Origin of the sequence: Erwinia endophytica, assembly GCF_009295515.1 — a bacterium.
Lineage (GTDB): Bacteria > Pseudomonadota > Gammaproteobacteria > Enterobacterales > Enterobacteriaceae > Erwinia > Erwinia endophytica.
In genome coordinates, this window is record NZ_RQVV01000037.1 from 36442 (window position 1) to 54960 (window position 18519).

Sequence of the window (18519 nt, forward strand, 5' to 3'; positions counted from 1 at the left end):
AAATCATATTGAAGATGGCGATGATGCCGCAGAGGAAGGCAATACCTGTGTCGGTACAGCCACGGAAGGAACAGGCACCAACACCAGATCCTGATTATATCCGCCGTCATTAATGACTTGTTTCACCGTATCGGTAATAAAGGTCATTCTGCCGTCAATGGTTATAGCTGCGCTCAACAAAATTCGGGCATCAGGCTGAATATCCGCTGGGTTAAATGGCAGGATGAACTTAAATGGCGCCTGTTTACCGTTGGTTTTCACCACGCGTTGTGAAATAACTTTCGACGGCGCATTCGCACGCGAAGCATCCGAAAGCGTCACAGTCAGTACCGCATTAGGCGGCAATACCACTTTCTGATGGATATAAATAGAGCCGCTGACGTTTGGCTGTCGAATCGTCGACTGCCCACCCGCCGCCGGTGAGGACAACGTTGCTGTTGGTACATCCGCGCCTTTATCCGCACAACCGGAAATCGCCACCGCCAGAACGGTACCAGTAAGTATTGACCAGATTTTCATTGATTTATTCTCCTTTGATCAACGCAATGAGGGTTATCTCAGTAAATTACAGACAGAGTTTCCCTGTCCCATAAGTCTTAATACTGGCACAATTTATTGATATTTCCATATAAATCCGACTAATACGTGCGTTGGCAACAGAATTGTGCCCACTCCGTTGACGAAAACGGGTCGGGTCTCGCAAACTAATCAAGAAAAAATGACTGAGGACACCGTGATGAGCCACGCACTGCAAGACTTATTAAATCTGCTGCGTCTGGAAAAGCTGGAGGAAGGCCTGTTCCGGGGACAAAGTGAAGATCTGGGACTACGCCAGGTATTTGGCGGTCAGGTGGTCGGACAGGCGCTGTACGCTGCCAGGCAAACGGTCCCCACGGATCGTATCATCCACTCCTTTCACAGTTATTTCCTGCGTCCTGGCGACAGTCAGAAAAACATCATTTATGACGTGGAAACATTACGTGACGGGCAGAGTTTCAGTGCCAGACGCATCAAAGCCATCCAAAACGGCCAGCCCATTTTTTACATGACCGCTTCATTCCAGGCAGCGGAAAGCGGCTTTGAGCACCAAAAACCCATGCCACAAGTCACCGGTCCGGATAACCTGCCAACTGAAAGTGAGATTGTCAGGCAACTTGCCCACTTGATTCCAAAACTCGCACGGGAAAAACTCCTTGCCGAAAAGCCTTTCGAAATCCGCCCGGTACAATTCCACAACCCATTAAAAGGTCACGTCGATGAACCGATACGACATGTCTGGTTACGAGCCAATGGCCACATAGAGGGTGACCAACACATCCATCAGCATCTGCTGGGTTATGCATCAGACTTTAATTTCCTGCCAGTGGCACTGCAACCGCACGGCAAAGGTTTTCTTGAACCGGGAATACAGATAGCCACCATTGACCATTCGATGTGGTTCCATCGAGAGTTCGATTTAAACCAGTGGTTACTGTACAGCGTTGAAAGTACATCAGCATCGGGGGCCAGAGGATTTGTACGCGGTGAATTCTATACCCAGGACGGCACGCTGGTCGCGTCCACCGTTCAGGAAGGCGTAATACGCATTCGTCATTGACAGCAAATAAAGTATCCCTGGCATCATCGCTGGGCGTTTTCTCTATGTAAAAAAATGGCCCCAAATGGGGTAATGCCAGTCAGTTAAGCAACTGACTGGCTTTTTCCCTGTGCTTTTGGATACTTCCGGGGGCTCTCCTTTACCACTCTCGGGAAGACCCTTTCTCTTCTTACTGGCAGTTTCACCATCTGCGCCATACCCTCCAGATTACACAGCAGTTCTGGGATTCGGCCCGATGATGCGCCCTGGTACCGAAGGCAGCAGCCGTAAGCAGATGACGGGTCAGTTCCATCTGGCAGACCATTTTTACCTGGGGGTAAAGCCCTGGTTGTCCGGCATAGGTCTGCCGCGGGAAGGCCGCCTCGTTTTCCGGCGTATCCTGGGTGCGCCAGACGACACCGTCCACCGCCAGTAATGTCAGACCACACCAATGCGGATGAGTGACGGAGTTGTGCCACATCTGCTCGGGATCCAGCACATCGCCAGGAGAAGTCAGAGGATTACGGGTAGAGTCGTAGCAGGAAACGAGCTCAAGAGCCTGAGCAATGCGCATAAAAAAATCCAGAAACGAAGAACGTTTCTGGATTTTTACACAGCCACTGGATCGTTCAACTGATCCTTAACTGATCGGCATTCCCCCAAATGGGGCCGTTTCTTATTTTTAGCACACTACTTTTCTTTTTCTTACCGCCAGGCTTACTGGTTGTAAGCATTTTCACCATGGCTGTTCACATCCAGACCTTCACGTTCTTGATCTTCAGGAACCCGCAGACCAACAACCATATCAGCCACTTTAAAGGCGATAAAGGCAACCACACCGGTCCAGACAATAGTCACACCCACACTGAACAGTTGGATCCATACCTGATGCCCCATGGTGACACCTGCGGCATAACCCACACCGCCCAGTGAAGGGGCAGCAAAAACGCCAGTCAGGATACACCCAACGATGCCACATACCCCATGCACGCCGAATACATCACATGGGTCATCCACACGTAACCATTTCTTCAGGGTGGTGACCCCCCACAGTCCAGCCAGACCACCGACGATACCGATAATCAATGCACCGCCGACACCAACATAACCACAGGCTGGCGTGATGGCAACCAGTCCGGCAATCACGCCAGAGCACACGCCCAGCAGTGATGGCTTGCCACGCAGAGCCCACTCGCCGAAGGTCCAGCTGAGCATTGCGCCTGCCGTTGCCATTACCGTGTTCAGGAAAGCCAGACCCGCAATTTCATTGGCCGCACTGGCTGATCCCGCATTGAAACCGAACCAGCCGACATACAGAATAGCGGTACCGGTGAACACCATTGGCAAGTTGTGTGGTTTGAATGCTTCTTTACCAAAGCCAGCGCGTTTGCCCACCAGGTAAGCTCCCACCAGGCCAGCCACCGCAGCGTTGATGTGCACCACCGTACCGCCCGCGAAATCCAGTGCGCCATCCTGAGACAGCAAACCACCTGACCACACCATATGAGCGATAGGCAGATAAGAGAAGGTCAACCAGATTGCCACAAAAATCAGTACGGCAGAGAAGCGGACACGTTCAGCGATCGAACCAACAATCAGCCCCACAGTGATACAGGCGAAAGAAGCCTGGAAAGCGACGTGGATATATTGATAGAAAGTCCCCACCAGCGCGGTCAGTTGGATATTTTTCAACATCGCCATGCTGAAGCCGCCAAAGAAAGCGTTACCGTCGCTAAAAGCGAGTGAATAGCCGTAAACCATCCACAGCACACAGACCATTGCAAAAGTCACGGCAACCTGGGTCATCATGGAAAGCACGTTTTTAGCGCGAATCAGGCCGCCATAAAACAGGGCAATACCCGGCAAAGTCATAAACAGCACCAGCGCGGTGCAAATCATCATAAAGGCATTGTCCGCTTTATCCACCACAACCGGCGCTGCGGCCATCGCAAGCGACGGTAACAGGGCCAGACTGGCAAGGCCAAATACAGCAAGTTTTTTGTTCATTTTATCCCATCCCATCACTATTCTTAGCCCCGAGATTACAGCGCTGCTTCGTCAGTTTCGCCTGTGCGAATACGAATGACTCGCTGCAGTTCTGCAACAAAGATTTTACCGTCGCCAATTTTGCCGGTATAAGCAGCTTTACTAATGACATCAATAACTTCATCAAGCTGATCGTCTGCAATCGCAATGTCTATTTTTACTTTTGGCAGGAAGTTCACGCTATACTCAGCACCGCGATAAAGTTCTGCATGCCCTTTCTGGCGACCAAAACCTTTCACTTCAGTCACGGTCAGCCCTTGAATACCAATAGAAGACAATGCTTCACGCACGTCTTCTAATTTAAACGGTTTGATTACCACGGTAACCAGCTTCATACGATCCCCTCCAGGTATTGAAAACGGTTGTTCCACCGGACATGGATTGTTTAAAGCAAAGGCTGTGCCATAAATTAAAACCCAGCATTTTTCAGACGATTAGTCAGTCCACCTCTGAATCCGACGCTGACGGCTAAATTTCGTATCAGGTAAAGGAAGAGGCTGCGATCATAAAAAATGCACCACCTTCGTGCATAATGACGCAAATCAGTGCAATCACCCCTTTTGGCACAGTTTTATGCACAACAGCAGTGCACAAGGCCAGTCAGATTGTTACCGTCTCCCCCGTCTTCAGTTCCTCTCCTGCCAACTGCAATTGATACATTTGCCAGTAACGTCCCTGCTTCTCCAGTAGTTGACGGTGATTACCTTGCTCAACGACGCGGCCACGGTGCAACACCAGGATGGTATCCGCCTCGGTAATAGTGGAAAGACGGTGTGCGATCACCACCAAAGTAGTCTGCTGGCGAACCACCTGCAGCGCTTTCTGGATTGCCTGCTCAGTACCAGAATCAATGTTGGCGGTAGCTTCATCCAGAATCAGGATGTGCGGCGAAGCCACCAGCACGCGGGCCATGGCCAATAGTTGCTTCTGCCCCACTGACAGGCTATTCCCCTGTTCACCCAGGCGGGTATGGACACCATCAGCCAAACTTCTGACCAGATCAGCCAGTTGAACCGTTTCCAACGCTCGCCACACGGCTTCCTCACTGACATCCCGCCCCAGCGTCACGTTGGCAAAAAGCGTATCAGCCAGCAACACGGGATCCTGCTGTACCATCGCCACACTCTGTCTTAATGTACGATGGGACAGCGACGTTAATGGCCTGCCATCCAGACGGATTTCTCCCTGCGTTATCGGGTAATAGCCCATTATCAGATTGGCGAGTGAACTTTTACCACTGCCAGTATGCCCAACCAATGCCACAAAATGGCGGGAAGGTATGTGCAGATTAATATCGTTGAGCACGTTGCTATCGTCGCGATAGGAAAAGGTCAAATTATCAATATCAATGGCGCCTGAGGTCAGCGGCCGGTCATCACTGCCGTAGCGCTGAAGCGGCGCATCCATCAGTTCAAAAATACGTTCACCCGCCACAACGGCCTGCTGCAATATCGACTGTTGGGTGGTCAGCGCGATCAACGGCTCATTCAGTCTGCCGAGATAGTTAATAAACGCATACAATACCCCCACCTCAAAACTGCCCTGAGACGAAAAACCAAATAACAGCAGCAGTCCACAAAGGATCATCGCCGAAAACAGGCTGAGCAACGGGCGAAGCAGGAAACCATCCAACCGCAATGTTTCCATTCTTGCCAGATAGTGAGCTCGACTGGCCTCCCCTATCCTCTCGCCAAAACGGGCCTGCTGGCGGAACTGCTGGATGACATTCATCCCGTTGATCACTTCATTGAAACCGTTATTGATGTCAGCCAGGTAACTACGTACCCGCCGTACAATCGGCGTGCTGTAACGCTGGTAGATTAACATGACCGTGATCACCGCCGGGAAAATAGCGAGAGCGATCAATGCCATTCGCCAGTCCAGGCTGAACATAGCCACCAGCATCGCCCCAATCAACGCAGCGCTACGCAGCACCGTCGCCACCACCGTGACGTAAAGATCGCGCACCACTTCAGTATCGTTCGTCACGCGCGAGATGATTTGCCCGACCGGTTGGGTGTCAAAAGTGCTTAAAGGCTGACGCAAAGCGGCATCCATCACATCTGTACGCAAGCGCTGAACCACGCCGACCGCCGCCTGGTTAAACAACAAAGATTGCCAGTAATGCAGTAAGGCGGCGAAAATTTGCAGCAGAATAAAACCCGCCGCCAGGCCAGCAACGATTCCTAACGGCATCCGGTGCTTCGCCACCATATGATCAATAAAATAGCTGATCAATATCGGCCCCATCACTTCCGCCGCCGCCGCAATCCACAATAGCAGCACCGCTGCCCCAAGGGATTTACGCCATGGCAGCCCATAGCTCAGCAGCCTTTTTATAGTCGGCCAGAGTTGGATCATTTTAGCCATGGGGGACACCTTTCTCTGTTTCATCCTCTTCCAGCGCGGCTTCAATTTGCTGATAACGGTACATATCCTGATACCACCCATTTACCGCGACCAGCTCATCGTGCTGACCGCGTTGGGCAACCGCGCCGTTCTGCAGTACCAAAATTTCACTGGCTTCAGTCAGGGCAGACAGTCGATGGGCACTGATAATCACTGTTTTTCCCGCTCCCCACTGCTGGAGATTATGCAAAATCAAATGTTCGGTACGACCATCCACCGCTGAAAGCGCATCATCAAGGATCAGAATTTCAGTATCCAGCAGCAGCGCTCTGGCTATGGAGATCCGCTGCTTCTGCCCACCGGACAGCATGACACCACGCTCACCAACCTCTGTCTCGTAACCCTGTGGCAGCCGCAAAATATCATCATGAACATTTGCCAGTCTGGCGGCCTGCTCAATATCACCCTGGCTGGCAGTAGGCCGTCCCAGCGCAATATTGTTGGCCACCGTATCGGAAAACAAAAATGGCGTCTGGCTGACCACGGCCATCCGGCTTCTCCAGCTATCCAGCCGGAGTTGCGGCAGAGAAATGCCATGGTAACGAATGTCGCCCTGAGTGATATCAAAATGCCGCTGGATCAGGCTCAGCAACGTACTTTTTCCTGCCCCCGTCGGACCACACAATCCCAGCATCTGGCCGGGTTTCAGGTTGACATTAACATGGCGCAATGAGGGATACTTAGCACCAGGATAGCAGAATTCACGGACAGCAATCTGCAGATGTCCCCGTTCTTCCGACAGCGTTTTGCTGCCATCTGCCACTGTCGGAGCCTCAGCCAGCAGTGAACGGATCCGCCCCCATGCCGCACTGCCGCGTTCAACGATATTGAACATCCACGCCAGCGCCAACATCGGCCAGATCATCAACCCCAGGTACATCACAAAGCTGGTCAACTGCCCCAATGTCATGGATCCATGCCATACCAGCCAACTGCCGCCGCCAATCGCCAGCAGATTAGACATCCCGATAGCCATATAGATAGTGGGATCAAAACGAGCATCAATGCGGGCAACACGCAGGTTTTTCTTTCCAGTGTCATGGGCAATGTCGGCAAATTGTCCGGACTGATGGTCTTCCAGCCCAAAGGCTTTAATCATGCGGATACTGGTCAGGCTCTGCTGAGTCTGATCGTTGAGAGAAGAGAATGCCGCCTGCGCCAGCTTGAAACGCTGATGAAGTTGATCACCATAATGCTTAATCACCAGCGCCATGACTGGCATCGGCAACAACGCCAGCAAGGTCAGTTGCCAGCTAATTTGCGTACTCATCACCAGCAACACCGCCAGTCCCATCACCAGAGAATCCACCAGGGTCAATACGCCCTCCCCAGCGGCGAACACCACACGATCCACATCATTCGTGGCGCGGGCAATTAAATCCCCGGTACGGTGACGCAAGTAAAACTCCGGATGTTGCCGGCTAAGCTGCCGGTAAAAATCCTGACGCAGTTCAACCGCTAACTGGTAAGATGCGCCGAACAACAGCACACGCCAGACGTAACGCAGCAAGTAAACCACCACGGCAGTACTCAGCATCACACCGATCCACATGAGCAACCGTGCGTTGCTCATCTGCTGGTGAGTGACCCCATCCACAATGGCACCGACTATTTTTGGCGGTAATAGCTGGAGTAATGCAATAATAATCAGCAGGAACACGGCCCCAAGATAGCGCCGCCATTCGCGAATAAAGTACCAGCTTAATTGGCTAAACAGTCGCACAGTAAACGTCCCGGTTAATATTGAGCGAAGTCATCAGACAGCAACCATCAGTTCAATGGCAGCGCAGTGGTGTATTTTATTTCTTCCATCGCAAAGCTCGATGTCACATCCAGCAAACCGGAGACCCCGTTCACCAGACGTTTATAAAAAGCATCGTAAGTTTTCATATCTGCCACCTGAATACGCAACAGGTAGTCATACTCCCCGGCCATCCGGTAACAACTCATCACTTCCGGCATGCTCTTTACCACCGCCGTAAATTGCTGGTACCAGTTGCTGTTATGCTGCTGAGTTTTGATCAACATAAACGCGGTCAGTGACAGTGCAAGCTTCTCTGGATCCAATAGCGCCACATGGCCGCGAATATAGCCCTCATCTTCCAGCCTTTTCAAGCGTTTCCAGCACGGCGTCGTCGTCAGATGGACCGCATCGGCCAGCGCCTGTAGCGACAACGTACAATCCTGCTGCAACAGCGCCAGCAGTCTAAGGTCAGTTTTATCTATCATCTCCAGCCCAGAGAATAATTTTCTACGAATGGCCGATTATAAAGCAGAGAGAGTAAACCTTTTTTCCTGTTAATGCCGTACTCTTTAACAAATTTCACCAGAGTAGAAAAAATGAACGACTCATGGGTTTCCCGCGCAATACAAGAGATTAATGCCGACATTCAGCGCTCGGCCGATACCCATCTGATCCGTCTGCCGCTGCCTGCTTATACCGGGATCTGGCTTTATCTGAAAGATGAAAGCACTCATCCAAGTGGCAGCCTCAAACACCGTCTGGCGCGCTCGCTATTTCTCTATGGGCTATGCAATGGTTGGATCAAAGAAGGCACGACGATTATCGAGGCTTCTTCAGGTAGTACCGCTGTGTCGGAAGCCTATTTTGCCCGCTTACTGGGGCTCCCCTTTATTGCGGTAATGCCAGCCACGACCGCGAAACGTAAAATCGAACAGATCACTTTCTACGGCGGTCGTTGCCATTTTGTCACTGATCCCTGCCAGATGTACGCAGAATCCGAGCGACTGGCCTGTGAACTGAACGGCCATTTTATGGATCAGTTTACTTTTGCCGAGCGTGCCACCGACTGGCGCGGCAACAATAATATCGCAGACAGTATTTTCCAGCAGATGAAACATGAACCGTTTCCAATTCCGGAGACGATGGTGATGAGTGCCGGAACAGGCGGCACCTCAGCCACCATTGGCCGTTATCTGCGCTACCAGGGGTATTCAACCCGACTGGTGGTGGTTGACCCAGAAAACTCGGTGTTTTTTGATTACTGGCATCAGCGTGATAAGTCACTGAATAATCCTCAGGGGAGCAAAATTGAAGGGATTGGCCGTCCACGTGTTGAACCCTCCTTCATTGCGGAAGTGATCGATGAGATAGTCAAAGTGCCTGATACCGCAAGCATCGCTACTATGCTGTGGTTGGAAAAACAACTGGGACGCAAAGTGGGGCCCTCCACCGGGACTAACGTCTGGGGTGCCTTGCAGGTAGCAAAACGGATGAAGGAAGAAAATCGCAGTGGGTCAATCGTCACGCTATTGTGCGACAGCGGTGAACGTTATCTGGACACTTACTACCATCCGCCATGGGTGGCACAGCACATCGGGGATCTCAGCCAATGGCAACAACTGCTCGATTCTTCCCCAGAGTGAAAGCCGAACGCCATTGCCTGTCACTTAGCAAGGATGCGCAATATGTGGGGCATTGCGAACTTCAGGTTGCAAAACCAGTGGCTGAGATCGCATAAGCGGCGCTACCCTTCGTCCCCGTCAGGCAGTACCATACAGTGCAACAGATGAATAAGGTGAACAGTATGCAGCGTGCAGTAGTGGTTTTCAGCGGTGGCCAGGACTCAACAACCTGTCTGATTCAGGCATTAAAGCAGTATGACGAAGTGCATTGCATCACCTTTGATTATGGTCAGCGTCACCGTGCAGAAATCGATATTGCGCAGCAACTTTCCCACACTCTGGGCGCCCGTGCACACAAGGTGCTGGACGTCACGCTGCTCAATGAGCTGGCAGTAAGCAGCCTGACTCGCGACAATATTCCCGTTCCGGCTTACGATCCGCAGGCCAGCGGGTTACCAAGTACTTTTGTACCGGGCCGCAATATCTTGTTTCTGACCCTCGCGTCAATCTACGCGTATCAGGTGGAGGCCGAAGCGGTGATCACCGGCGTGTGTGAAACCGATTTTTCAGGCTATCCCGACTGCCGCGATGATTTCGTGAAGGCGCTGAACCACGCGGTGGAATTGGGAATGGCACGTCCTGTGCGTTTTGAAACGCCGCTGATGTGGCTCAACAAAGCGGAAACCTGGGCGTTGGCCGACTACTGGCAGCAACTGCCGCTGGTACGTAACGAAACCCTGACCTGCTACAACGGTGTAAAAGGCGATGGTTGTGGTGAATGTGCCGCCTGCCATTTACGAGCCCGCGGCCTGCAAGAATACCAGGCCAACCGTGCCACTATCATGCAGGAAATGCAGCGCAAGACCGGTTTACGCTGAGTCCCACCTTCTGCCGAACCCTTTAATCGTGATCGGCGGTTTGCATAACGCTTGCGACGGTTCGAAAAAATGAGGTCACGCCAACGGCCTGTGACCTCCGACTGAATAGCAGGCCGCCAAAAAAAGATAGCCCGGTAATTAATGTGCAAAAGCGATCACAATTTCAACCGGGACAAATTCCGCTCGACCAGCGCATTCCCCATCCCCGGTACCTCTTTCAATTGTTCCAGTTGAGTGAAGGCACCATACTCATCACGATAACTGACGATTGCCTGCGCCTTTTTCAGCCCGACCCCATTGAGCGCTGCAGCCAGTTCCTCCGCTGTTGCCTGGTTGATACTGACCTGCCGGTCGGTCAGCCCATCAACAGAAGTCACCGGGCGATGAGAAGAACCGGGCAAGTCAGCCTGCGAGCCAGACTGCCCTACTGATGAACTGGCCTTTTCCGTTACCGCCCCGGCCATTTCCGCATGAGCTGGCAACAATGCGGCACCGACCAGGAAGGTGAAGCATAGTGCCGGTAATATCCTGTTTTGCATGCTGTTTTCCTCCATGTGTTTGACAGCTATGCCAGGTTACGCCCTTCTGTCAGCCACCACAAACACCGGAAACCAGAACTGGAAAAGGCCGCAGAAGCGGCCTTTAATTTTGCATAACGTTGCAGAAAATTTGCGAGACCTACTGGGCCTGCGCCGCTGCACCGAATTTGATTTTACCTTCTTTACGCAGATTACTGAGCAGTGCTTCGAACATGATCTGCGCATTATTCTGGGTGATACCCTGAATCATCGCTTTCTTCTGCGCTTCGGGCATTGACCCTCTGCGTACCTGATCCAGCGCCAGTAACACGACATTACCCTGTCCATCTTCACTGACCGCATAACCCGGCTGGCCTTTTTCTGGTAACGGCATCGCAAAAGCGGACTGGGTAAGGAGATCCTGACCACTACGGGTCAGCGTTTTCTGCGCACTAAAGCTAAGGTTAGCCGCTTTCATCGCTTCGTCGCCTTTGCCCGCTTTCAGCTCAGCCAGCAGTTTATCTGCCTGCGCTCTCGCTTCTTTCTGCGCCTTTTGCGTTTTCAAGGTATCGCTGATCTGCGCACTGACTTCGTTCAACGGTTTCACCGCTTCCGGTTTATGCTCGCTGATACGCAATACAAAGGCCCGATCGCCATCAACGGTGATGATGTCTGAGTTACTGCCAGGCGCGCCGTTCTCCCCGACTAATCCCCCGTTGAAGATGGCCTGCTCAACCGGTTTGAAGTTCAACTCAGCAGGTAGCGTATCACGGCTGAACCAGCCGGTTTCTACCGCTTTGACACCAGCTGCCTCCTCTGCGCCTGCCAGTGACTCATTATTATTGCTGGCTGCATCGCTGACTTTCTGCTGCAGTTTATAATAGGCATCAACCGCTTTTTCCTGTTTCACTTTCGCAGCAATCTGATCATGAACAGCAGACAACGGTTTGATTTGCTGTGGCTGTACGTCATCCAGACGGGCGACGATATAACCGACAGAAGATTTGATCACGCCAGACAACTGGCCTTTCTGCGTCAGGTTCGCGTTTTTCAGTTCATCCGGCGTGGTGTCAGGCTCCAGCCAGCCCATATCACCGCCGTTATGGGCTGAGATAGGGTCAACAGATTTCTGCTTCGCCAGCGTAGCGAAATCCGCACCTTTTTTCAGGGCATCCAGCACTGACTGAGCATCAGCCTCAGTTTTGGTCTGAATAATGCTGAAACGGCTACGCTGCGGCTGGGTGTAATCCTGCAGATGCTGATCGTACCAGCTCTGGATATCACTCTCACTCGCCTCTTCCTGCAAAGAAGCCGCATCCAGTTTTATGTAGCTGACACGGAACTGTTCAGGCGACATAAAACTGTTTTTGTTCTGCTCGTAATAATTCTTCACGTCTTCATCACTGACCGTCTGTTTCGCGCTCAGGGCCGCCACATTGATCGTCGCTTCACGAACCAGACGTTCCTGTGAAACCAGCGCGACCAGCGCGTCAGTTTCCCCTGGCAGCATAAAATCAGTACCGGTAACCGCGGCGATCAATTGCTGGGTGGTCAACTGCTTACGTAACGCTTCAGCATACTGGTCGGCGGAGAACCCCATACTGCTGAGCAGGCCAAGATACCGGGTATTATCGAACTTACCGTTAGTCTGGAAAGCGGGCTGACTGAAGATCGCCTGCTTAATTTGAGCGTCGCTGATAGCCAACCCCAAATTTTTCGCGTACTGATCCAGTAAACGTTCATCGATCAACTGGGACAATGCCTGCTGACGGATCTGTTGCATATAACCCGGATTACTCGCCAGTTCGGAGAACTGATCACCCAGCTGTTGCTGCTGGCGGGAACGCTCGTTGGAGAAAGCTCTCTCTAACTGCGCACGACTGATTTCCTGTCCGTTAACCTTGGCGGCGTAATCCCCATTGCCACCAATCAGGTAGTTGCCCACCCCGGTCAAAACAAAAGACAGGATTATCAAACCCAGTATAATTTTGAGCACGACATGGTTCGACGCCGCGCGTAAATTGTCCATCATGGTGTGACAACACTCCGCTGTAGTGTGAATGTAAAACCTTGCGCTTTCGTCCCTCGTTCCCAGGAACGCGCCACGCCGCTGCGTATCAGGCCATTGGTCATTGAAACATAATAAAAAAAGGCACATCCGTACCTTGATGTGCCTCGTATGGTACATGAGAACGCAGGGACAATCCTCACTGCACCAAAGAAATTGCTCAGAAAGCCTTAATTAACGGCATCTTTCAGCGCTTTACCGGCACGGAAACCCGGTACTTTACCCGCAGGAATAGTAATTTCTTTGCCTGTTTGTGGGTTACGACCGGTACGCTCAGAACGTTCACGAACAGAGAAGGTACCAAACCCCACCAGCGCAACTTCATCGCCCGCTTTCAGAGCATCAGAAACAGCCCCCATGAAAGCATCCAACACACGTCCGGCTGCTGCTTTAGAAATATCAGCATTTGCAGCGATTTTGTCGATCAGCTGTGACTTATTCACTCAATCATCCCCTATTTTATTATTCACCTCGCGACCAGAATTACCCCCAGTCACGAACACGCATCAGTTATATAGAATTTTATCTGCTGAGCCGTCACAAGGCGCCACAAGGTCTGGCCTTCACTGACTTAACAGACCTCTAAATTAGCGGCCCCCCAAAAAGCTGGCAAGTCCGAATTTGCCTGCCAGCTCTGGTTTTGGCGTCTTTTTGTCTTAAATCACTATTTCGCGGTGGCAACCTGCATACCGTAAGGCGAATTTTGCAGCGCCAGCGTCAATACCTCTTCAATGCGCTTAACCGGATGAATGTCCAGATCGGCAATCACATTATCCGGAATTTCTTCCAGATCTCGTTTGTTTTCGTCCGGTATCAGCACGGTTTTGATACCGCCGCGATGTGCCGCCAACAGTTTTTCTTTCAAACCGCCAATCGGCAAAACCTGACCACGCAGTGTGATTTCTCCGGTCATGGCCACATCAGCCCGTACCGGGTTACCCGTAAGGCAGGAAACCAGGGCGGTACACATCGCGATCCCCGCGCTTGGACCATCCTTCGGTGTTGCACCTTCCGGAACATGCACATGGATATCACGTTTTTCGTAGAAATCGCCGTTAATCCCCAGCTTATCCGCACGGGCACGTACCACGGTCAGCGCAGCCTGAATCGATTCCTGCATCACTTCACCCAATGAACCGGTGTAGGTCAGTTTGCCTTTACCTGGCACACAGGCGGTTTCGATGGTCAACAGATCACCGCCCACTTCGGTCCACGCCAATCCCGTCACCTGGCCTACGCGGTTCTCACTGTCGGCACGGCCGTAATCATAACGCTGCACGCCCAAATAATCTTTCAGGTTATCGGCGTTGATCTCAATGTGTTTGATGGATTTATCCATCAACAGTGTTTTCACTGCTTTACGGCACAACTTCGACAGTTCACGCTCAAGGCTACGCACACCGGCTTCGCGGGTGTAGTAACGAATGATCCCCACAATCGCGCTGTCATCCACGGCCAGCTCGCCTGGCTTCAAGGCGTTACGCTCAATCTGCTTGGGCAGCAGGTGCTGTTTGGCAATATTGAGTTTCTCATCCTCGGTGTAACCCGACAGGCGGATCACTTCCATACGATCCAGCAACGGAGCCGGAATGTTCATCGAGTTGGACGTCGCCACGAACATCACATCAGAGAGATCGTAATCCACTTCCAGATAATGATCATTAAAGGCGATGTTTTGTTCTGGATCGAGGACTTCCAGCAAGGCAGAAGCCGGATCTCCGCGCATATCCGAAGACATCTTATCGATCTCATCCAGCAGGAACAGCGGGTTTTTCACCCCAACTTTCGCCATTTTCTGGATCAATTTGCCCGGCATGGAGCCAATATAAGTACGGCGGTGACCACGGATTTCCGCTTCATCACGCACGCCGCCCAGCGCCATACGCACATACTTGCGCCCCGTCGCTTTAGCGATGGACTGTCCCAGAGACGTTTTACCCACCCCTGGAGGTCCCACCAGGCACAGGATCGGACCTTTGATTTTACTGACGCGGCTCTGTACGGCTAAATACTCCAGGATACGCTCTTTGACCCGTTCCAGTCCAAAGTGATCGGTATCCAGCGTTTCCTGCGCCTTGACCAGATCTTTTTTTACTTTGCTGCGCGCGTTCCACGGCACCTGCACCATCCAGTCGATGTAACCGCGAACCACCGTCGCTTCCGCTGACATCGGCGACATCATCTTTAACTTCTGCAGCTCGGCTTCCGTTTTTTCACGCGCCTCTTTCGGCATTTTCGCCGCATCGATTTTGCGTTTCAGCACTTCATTTTCGTCAGGCGCATCATCCATCTCGCCTAACTCTTTTTGAATCGCCTTCATCTGCTCGTTCAGATAATACTCGCGCTGGCTTTTTTCCATCTGCTTTTTGACACGATTACGGATACGCTTCTCAACCTGCAACAGGTCAATTTCCGATTCCATCATCGCCATCAGATATTCCAGACGTTCGTTAACGTCGGACATTTCCAGCACCGATTGCTTATCCGCCAGTTTTAACGGCATATGGGCGGCCACGGTATCCGCCAGGCGCGCAGCATCCTCAATGCTGTTCAGCGAAGTCAACACCTCAGGAGGGATCTTTTTATTCAGCTTGATATACCCTTCAAACTGATTGATTGCCGTGCGCACCAGCACTTCTTGCTCACGCTCGTCAATTTCCGGAGAGGACAGGTACTCTGCCTGGGCGGTAAAATGATCGCCGTTATCAGCCAGCGTAGTGATATGAGCACGCTGCAGCCCTTCCACCAGCACTTTTACCGTACCGTCAGGCAGCTTCAACATCTGCAGGATAGAAGCCACCGTCCCTACAGAGAAGAGATCGTTAATGCCAGGTTCATCCGTTGAAGCCTCTTTCTGAGCGACCAGCATGATCTTTTTGTCATGATCCATGGCGGCTTCAAGGCAGCGAATCGATTTTTCACGGCCTACAAACAACGGAATTACCATGTGCGGATAAACCACTACGTCACGCAACGGCAACACAGGGATTTCAATGCGTTCAGAACGCTCAGGATTCATAGAGCTCTCTCTTAGTTTAATTTCCGCCAGGGTGATGGGAACCACAACAGACAACTAAAGTGCAGTTTTCCCCACAAGTAGCAGAGTATATGGGGATGAATGCAAGACATTCAACGTTATGTGCGAGAGAAAAACAAAAGGGGAAAATTTTTTCCCCTTTTCAAGATAACTGACTGGAAAGATGTGGTTATTTATTCACCAGAGGCTTGTTGCGCTTCGTGTTTTCCATAGATCAACATGGGTTCGGTCTGTTCATTGATCACCGAATCATCGATCACCACTTTTTCCACATCGTCCATTGACGGGAGGTCATACATCGTATTTAGCAACGCGCCTTCCACAATAGAACGGAGACCACGCGCCCCGGTTTTACGTGACATCGCCTTTTTCGCTATCGCCGTCAGGGCTTCATCACGGAATTCCAGCTCCACGCCTTCCAGATTGAACAATGCCTGATATTGCTTGGTCAGCGCATTTTTCGGCTCTCGCAGGATCTGAATCAACGCTTCTTCACTCAGTTCGTTCAACGTCGCCACCACAGGCAGACGGCCGATAAACTCAGGGATCAAACCAAATTTAATCAAATCTTCCGGCTCTACTTGCTCCAGCAACTGACCTTCCGTCGCTTTCTGCGATTCACCTTTCACGGTGGCGCCAAAGCCGATACCGGATCCCGTATCCACACGCTGCGAGATCACTTTATCCAGGCCTGCAAATGCACCACCACAGATAAACAGGATCCTGGACGTATCAACTTGCAGGAACTCCTGCTGCGGATGCTTACGCCCACCCTGTGGCGGAACCGCCGCTACCGTTCCTTCAATGAGCTTCAGCAGTGCCTGCTGTACACCCTCGCCAGAGACGTCACGGGTGATGGAGGGGTTATCAGATTTGCGAGAAATTTTATCGATTTCATCGATATAAACAATCCCACGCTGCGCTTTCTGCACGTCATAATCACATTTCTGCAACAGCTTCTGAATGATGTTTTCAACATCCTCCCCCACGTAACCCGCTTCGGTCAACGTAGTGGCATCAGCCATAGTAAACGGCACGTCCAACAGACGAGCCAGGGTCTCAGCCAGCAGTGTTTTGCCACTACCTGTCGGCCCAATCAACAGAATGTTACTTTTACCCAGCTCGATACCGTTGCTGGTATCGCCGTTGCGTAATCGTTTGTAGTGGTTATAAACCGCCACTGCCAGCACTTTTTTCGCTCTTTCCTGGCCGATAACATAATCGTCGAGGTGCTGGCGGATTTCATGCGGCGTCGGCAACGCACTGCGCTCGCGATGCGGCGCGACTTCTTTAATCTCTTCGCGAATGATGTCGTTACATAAGTCGACACACTCATCGCAGATATACACTGACGGGCCGGCAATCAGCTTACGCACTTCATGCTGGCTTTTGCCGCAAAAAGAGCAGTACAGCAGCTTTCCTGAACCGTCTTTGCGCTTATCTGTCATCAGTTAACCTCTTCTATTATCTTCGTCCGCACTTGATTGCGGCGATGATGCCGTCTGACGGCACCCTCATTCGTCGCCCACGCCTGATACTAACTATAGACGACGCCAGTGTCGTGGGGCTTAAGTACGATGCGTCAGAATGGAATCTACCAGGCCATACTCTACAGCTTCGCTGGCAGAGAGGAAACGGTCACGTTCAGTGTCACGTTCAACTTCAGCCAGAGCTTTGCCAGTATGTTCCGCCATGAGCTCATTCATGCGTTGCTTAATCTTCAAGATTTCACGCGCGTGGATTTCAATATCCGTCGCCTGTCCCTGATAGCCCCCAAGAGGCTGGTGAATCATCACCCGCGAGTTCGGCAAGCAATAACGTTTACCTTTTTCACCTGCGCCCAACAGGAACGCCCCCATGGAACAAGCCTGCCCCATACAGATGGTACTGACATCAGGCTTGATAAACTTCATCGTGTCATAAATAGACATGCCCGCCGTTATCACTCCACCTGGGGAGTTGATGTAAAGGTGGATATCTTTTTCCGGGTTCTCGGCTTCCAGAAACAGCATTTGGGCGACGATCAAGTTTGCCATATGATCTTCGACCTGACCGGTCAGGAAGATGATACGCTCTTTGAGCAGGCGGGAAAAAATGTCGTAAGAGCGCTCTCCGCGAGAAGTCTGCTCAACCACCATTGGCACCAACGCCATATGAGGTACTGTTTGTTCACGTTCGCCACTGTATGACATCACCGTCTCCTGGATAAATTTCATTTTGCTATACCCGCCATATTCACACTGCAAGTACGTTGGCGATATTCAGTCATCCCGAATCACTGACTCACGCAAGCCCAGCGAAATCCCTTCACTTACCGTCCTTCTGCAAGCCTGAATATTTTACGTATATATTCCCATTTGGGGATGCTGCCCCACTGATTCAATCATAACAACGTTTTTCTCAACTACTAACCAGGAAAAACAGCTTAGTCGACAATTTGCCGATTTAATAAGCGAATAATCACGGTTAGTGCACACTGTGCGCAGGATATCCCCCCTGAAACATAGATAAACACAGTCACCGGGTAAAAGACTACGCTCAACATACCTGCAACTCGCAGTATCACAAGTATAAATGCAAAAAACCCGCAATCATCTGACTGCGGGCTTATCATTATCTTA

At 51.5% G+C, this 18519-nt stretch carries 15 protein-coding genes and 1 pseudogene; 3 read left to right on the forward strand and 13 right to left on the reverse strand.

The window, feature by feature from the left end:
* Positions 1-3: 3 nt before the first annotated feature.
* On the reverse strand, positions 4-519 hold the full coding sequence (locus EH228_RS11925; protein ID WP_152321877.1) for a YbaY family lipoprotein: 516 nt from the start codon (positions 517-519) through the stop codon (positions 4-6).
* A gap of 217 nt (positions 520-736) precedes the next feature.
* Here EH228_RS11925 and tesB point away from each other — a divergent pair, with 217 nt between their 5' ends.
* Positions 737-1597 carry an acyl-CoA thioesterase II gene (gene tesB, locus EH228_RS11930; protein ID WP_152321878.1) on the forward strand — a complete coding sequence of 287 codons (861 nt, stop codon included), beginning with the start codon at positions 737-739 and terminating at the stop codon, positions 1595-1597.
* 226 nt (positions 1598-1823) lie between these two features.
* Here the strand turns inward: tesB and EH228_RS11935 are convergent.
* The 6 genes and pseudogenes from EH228_RS11935 to EH228_RS11960 form a co-directional block, all read right to left on the reverse strand.
* A pseudogene (locus EH228_RS11935) lies at positions 1824-2150 on the reverse strand (hypothetical protein); the annotation flags it as partial.
* A gap of 143 nt (positions 2151-2293) precedes the next feature.
* The gene (gene amtB, locus EH228_RS11940; RefSeq protein WP_152321879.1) at positions 2294-3583 is read right to left on the reverse strand and encodes an ammonium transporter AmtB; all 1290 of its coding nucleotides are present in this window, start codon (positions 3581-3583) and stop codon (positions 2294-2296) included.
* 35 nt (positions 3584-3618) lie between these two features.
* Positions 3619-3957, reverse strand: coding sequence for a P-II family nitrogen regulator (gene glnK, locus EH228_RS11945; RefSeq protein WP_009114005.1), 339 nt, complete (start codon positions 3955-3957; stop codon positions 3619-3621).
* 265 nt (positions 3958-4222) lie between these two features.
* The gene (locus EH228_RS11950; protein WP_152321880.1) at positions 4223-5992 is read right to left on the reverse strand and encodes a SmdB family multidrug efflux ABC transporter permease/ATP-binding protein; all 1770 of its coding nucleotides are present in this window, start codon (positions 5990-5992) and stop codon (positions 4223-4225) included.
* Positions 5985-7754 carry a SmdA family multidrug ABC transporter permease/ATP-binding protein gene (locus EH228_RS11955; RefSeq protein WP_152321881.1) on the reverse strand — a complete coding sequence of 590 codons (1770 nt, stop codon included), beginning with the start codon at positions 7752-7754 and terminating at the stop codon, positions 5985-5987. Before EH228_RS11955 ends, EH228_RS11950 begins: the two co-directional genes overlap by 8 nt.
* Before the next feature lie 47 nt (positions 7755-7801).
* On the reverse strand, positions 7802-8260 hold the full coding sequence (locus tag EH228_RS11960) for an Lrp/AsnC family transcriptional regulator (protein WP_152321882.1): 459 nt from the start codon (positions 8258-8260) through the stop codon (positions 7802-7804).
* Between the two features lie 111 nt (positions 8261-8371).
* On the opposite strand from EH228_RS11960, the gene EH228_RS11965 reads away from it, so the two are divergent.
* Positions 8372-9418, forward strand: coding sequence for a PLP-dependent cysteine synthase family protein (locus EH228_RS11965; RefSeq protein ID WP_152321883.1), 1047 nt, complete (start codon positions 8372-8374; stop codon positions 9416-9418).
* Positions 9419-9579: 161 nt separating this feature from the next.
* Positions 9580-10275, forward strand: a complete 696-nt coding sequence (gene queC / locus EH228_RS11970) for a 7-cyano-7-deazaguanine synthase QueC (protein WP_152321884.1) — start codon at positions 9580-9582, stop codon at positions 10273-10275.
* 155 nt (positions 10276-10430) lie between these two features.
* Here queC and EH228_RS11975 read toward each other — a convergent pair whose 3' ends face one another.
* The 6 genes from EH228_RS11975 to clpP form a co-directional block, all read right to left on the reverse strand.
* Complete coding sequence (locus EH228_RS11975) at positions 10431-10814, reverse strand: helix-hairpin-helix domain-containing protein (RefSeq protein WP_240116283.1); 384 nt, start codon at positions 10812-10814, stop codon at positions 10431-10433.
* A 139-nt stretch (positions 10815-10953) separates the two neighbouring features.
* On the reverse strand, positions 10954-12825 hold the full coding sequence (gene ppiD / locus EH228_RS11980; protein WP_152321885.1) for a peptidylprolyl isomerase: 1872 nt from the start codon (positions 12823-12825) through the stop codon (positions 10954-10956).
* A 206-nt stretch (positions 12826-13031) separates the two neighbouring features.
* Positions 13032-13304, reverse strand: a complete 273-nt coding sequence (hupB, locus tag EH228_RS11985) for a nucleoid-associated protein HU-beta (RefSeq protein WP_152321886.1) — start codon at positions 13302-13304, stop codon at positions 13032-13034.
* A 221-nt stretch (positions 13305-13525) separates the two neighbouring features.
* Positions 13526-15880, reverse strand: a complete 2355-nt coding sequence (lon, locus tag EH228_RS11990; RefSeq protein WP_152321887.1) for an endopeptidase La — start codon at positions 15878-15880, stop codon at positions 13526-13528.
* A gap of 191 nt (positions 15881-16071) precedes the next feature.
* Positions 16072-17346: an ATP-dependent protease ATP-binding subunit ClpX gene (gene clpX, locus EH228_RS11995; protein ID WP_152321888.1), complete on the reverse strand. Its 1275-nt coding sequence runs from the start codon at positions 17344-17346 to the stop codon at positions 16072-16074.
* Between the two features lie 120 nt (positions 17347-17466).
* Positions 17467-18090 carry an ATP-dependent Clp endopeptidase proteolytic subunit ClpP gene (gene clpP, locus EH228_RS12000; protein WP_152321889.1) on the reverse strand — a complete coding sequence of 208 codons (624 nt, stop codon included), beginning with the start codon at positions 18088-18090 and terminating at the stop codon, positions 17467-17469.
* Between the last annotated feature and the right edge of the window lie 429 nt (positions 18091-18519).

Bases quoted from the DNA above. Each gene is read 5' to 3' on its own strand.
- EH228_RS11925 (WP_152321877.1), bottom strand. From the start codon at position 519: ATGAAAATCTGGTCAATACTTACTGGTACCGTTCTGGCGGTGGCGATT.
- tesB (WP_152321878.1), top strand. From the start codon at position 737: ATGAGCCACGCACTGCAAGACTTATTAAATCTGCTGCGTCTGGAAAAG.
- amtB (WP_152321879.1), bottom strand. From the start codon at position 3,583: ATGAACAAAAAACTTGCTGTATTTGGCCTTGCCAGTCTGGCCCTGTTA.
- glnK (WP_009114005.1), bottom strand. From the start codon at position 3,957: ATGAAGCTGGTTACCGTGGTAATCAAACCGTTTAAATTAGAAGACGTG.
- EH228_RS11950 (WP_152321880.1), bottom strand. From the start codon at position 5,992: ATGGCTAAAATGATCCAACTCTGGCCGACTATAAAAAGGCTGCTGAGC.
- EH228_RS11960 (WP_152321882.1), bottom strand. From the start codon at position 8,260: ATGATAGATAAAACTGACCTTAGACTGCTGGCGCTGTTGCAGCAGGAT.
- EH228_RS11965 (WP_152321883.1), top strand. From the start codon at position 8,372: ATGAACGACTCATGGGTTTCCCGCGCAATACAAGAGATTAATGCCGAC.
- queC (WP_152321884.1), top strand. From the start codon at position 9,580: ATGCAGCGTGCAGTAGTGGTTTTCAGCGGTGGCCAGGACTCAACAACC.
- EH228_RS11975 (WP_240116283.1), bottom strand. From the start codon at position 10,814: ATGCAAAACAGGATATTACCGGCACTATGCTTCACCTTCCTGGTCGGT.
- ppiD (WP_152321885.1), bottom strand. From the start codon at position 12,825: ATGATGGACAATTTACGCGCGGCGTCGAACCATGTCGTGCTCAAAATT.
- lon (WP_152321887.1), bottom strand. From the start codon at position 15,880: ATGAATCCTGAGCGTTCTGAACGCATTGAAATCCCTGTGTTGCCGTTG.
- clpX (WP_152321888.1), bottom strand. From the start codon at position 17,346: ATGACAGATAAGCGCAAAGACGGTTCAGGAAAGCTGCTGTACTGCTCT.
- clpP (WP_152321889.1), bottom strand. From the start codon at position 18,090: ATGTCATACAGTGGCGAACGTGAACAAACAGTACCTCATATGGCGTTG.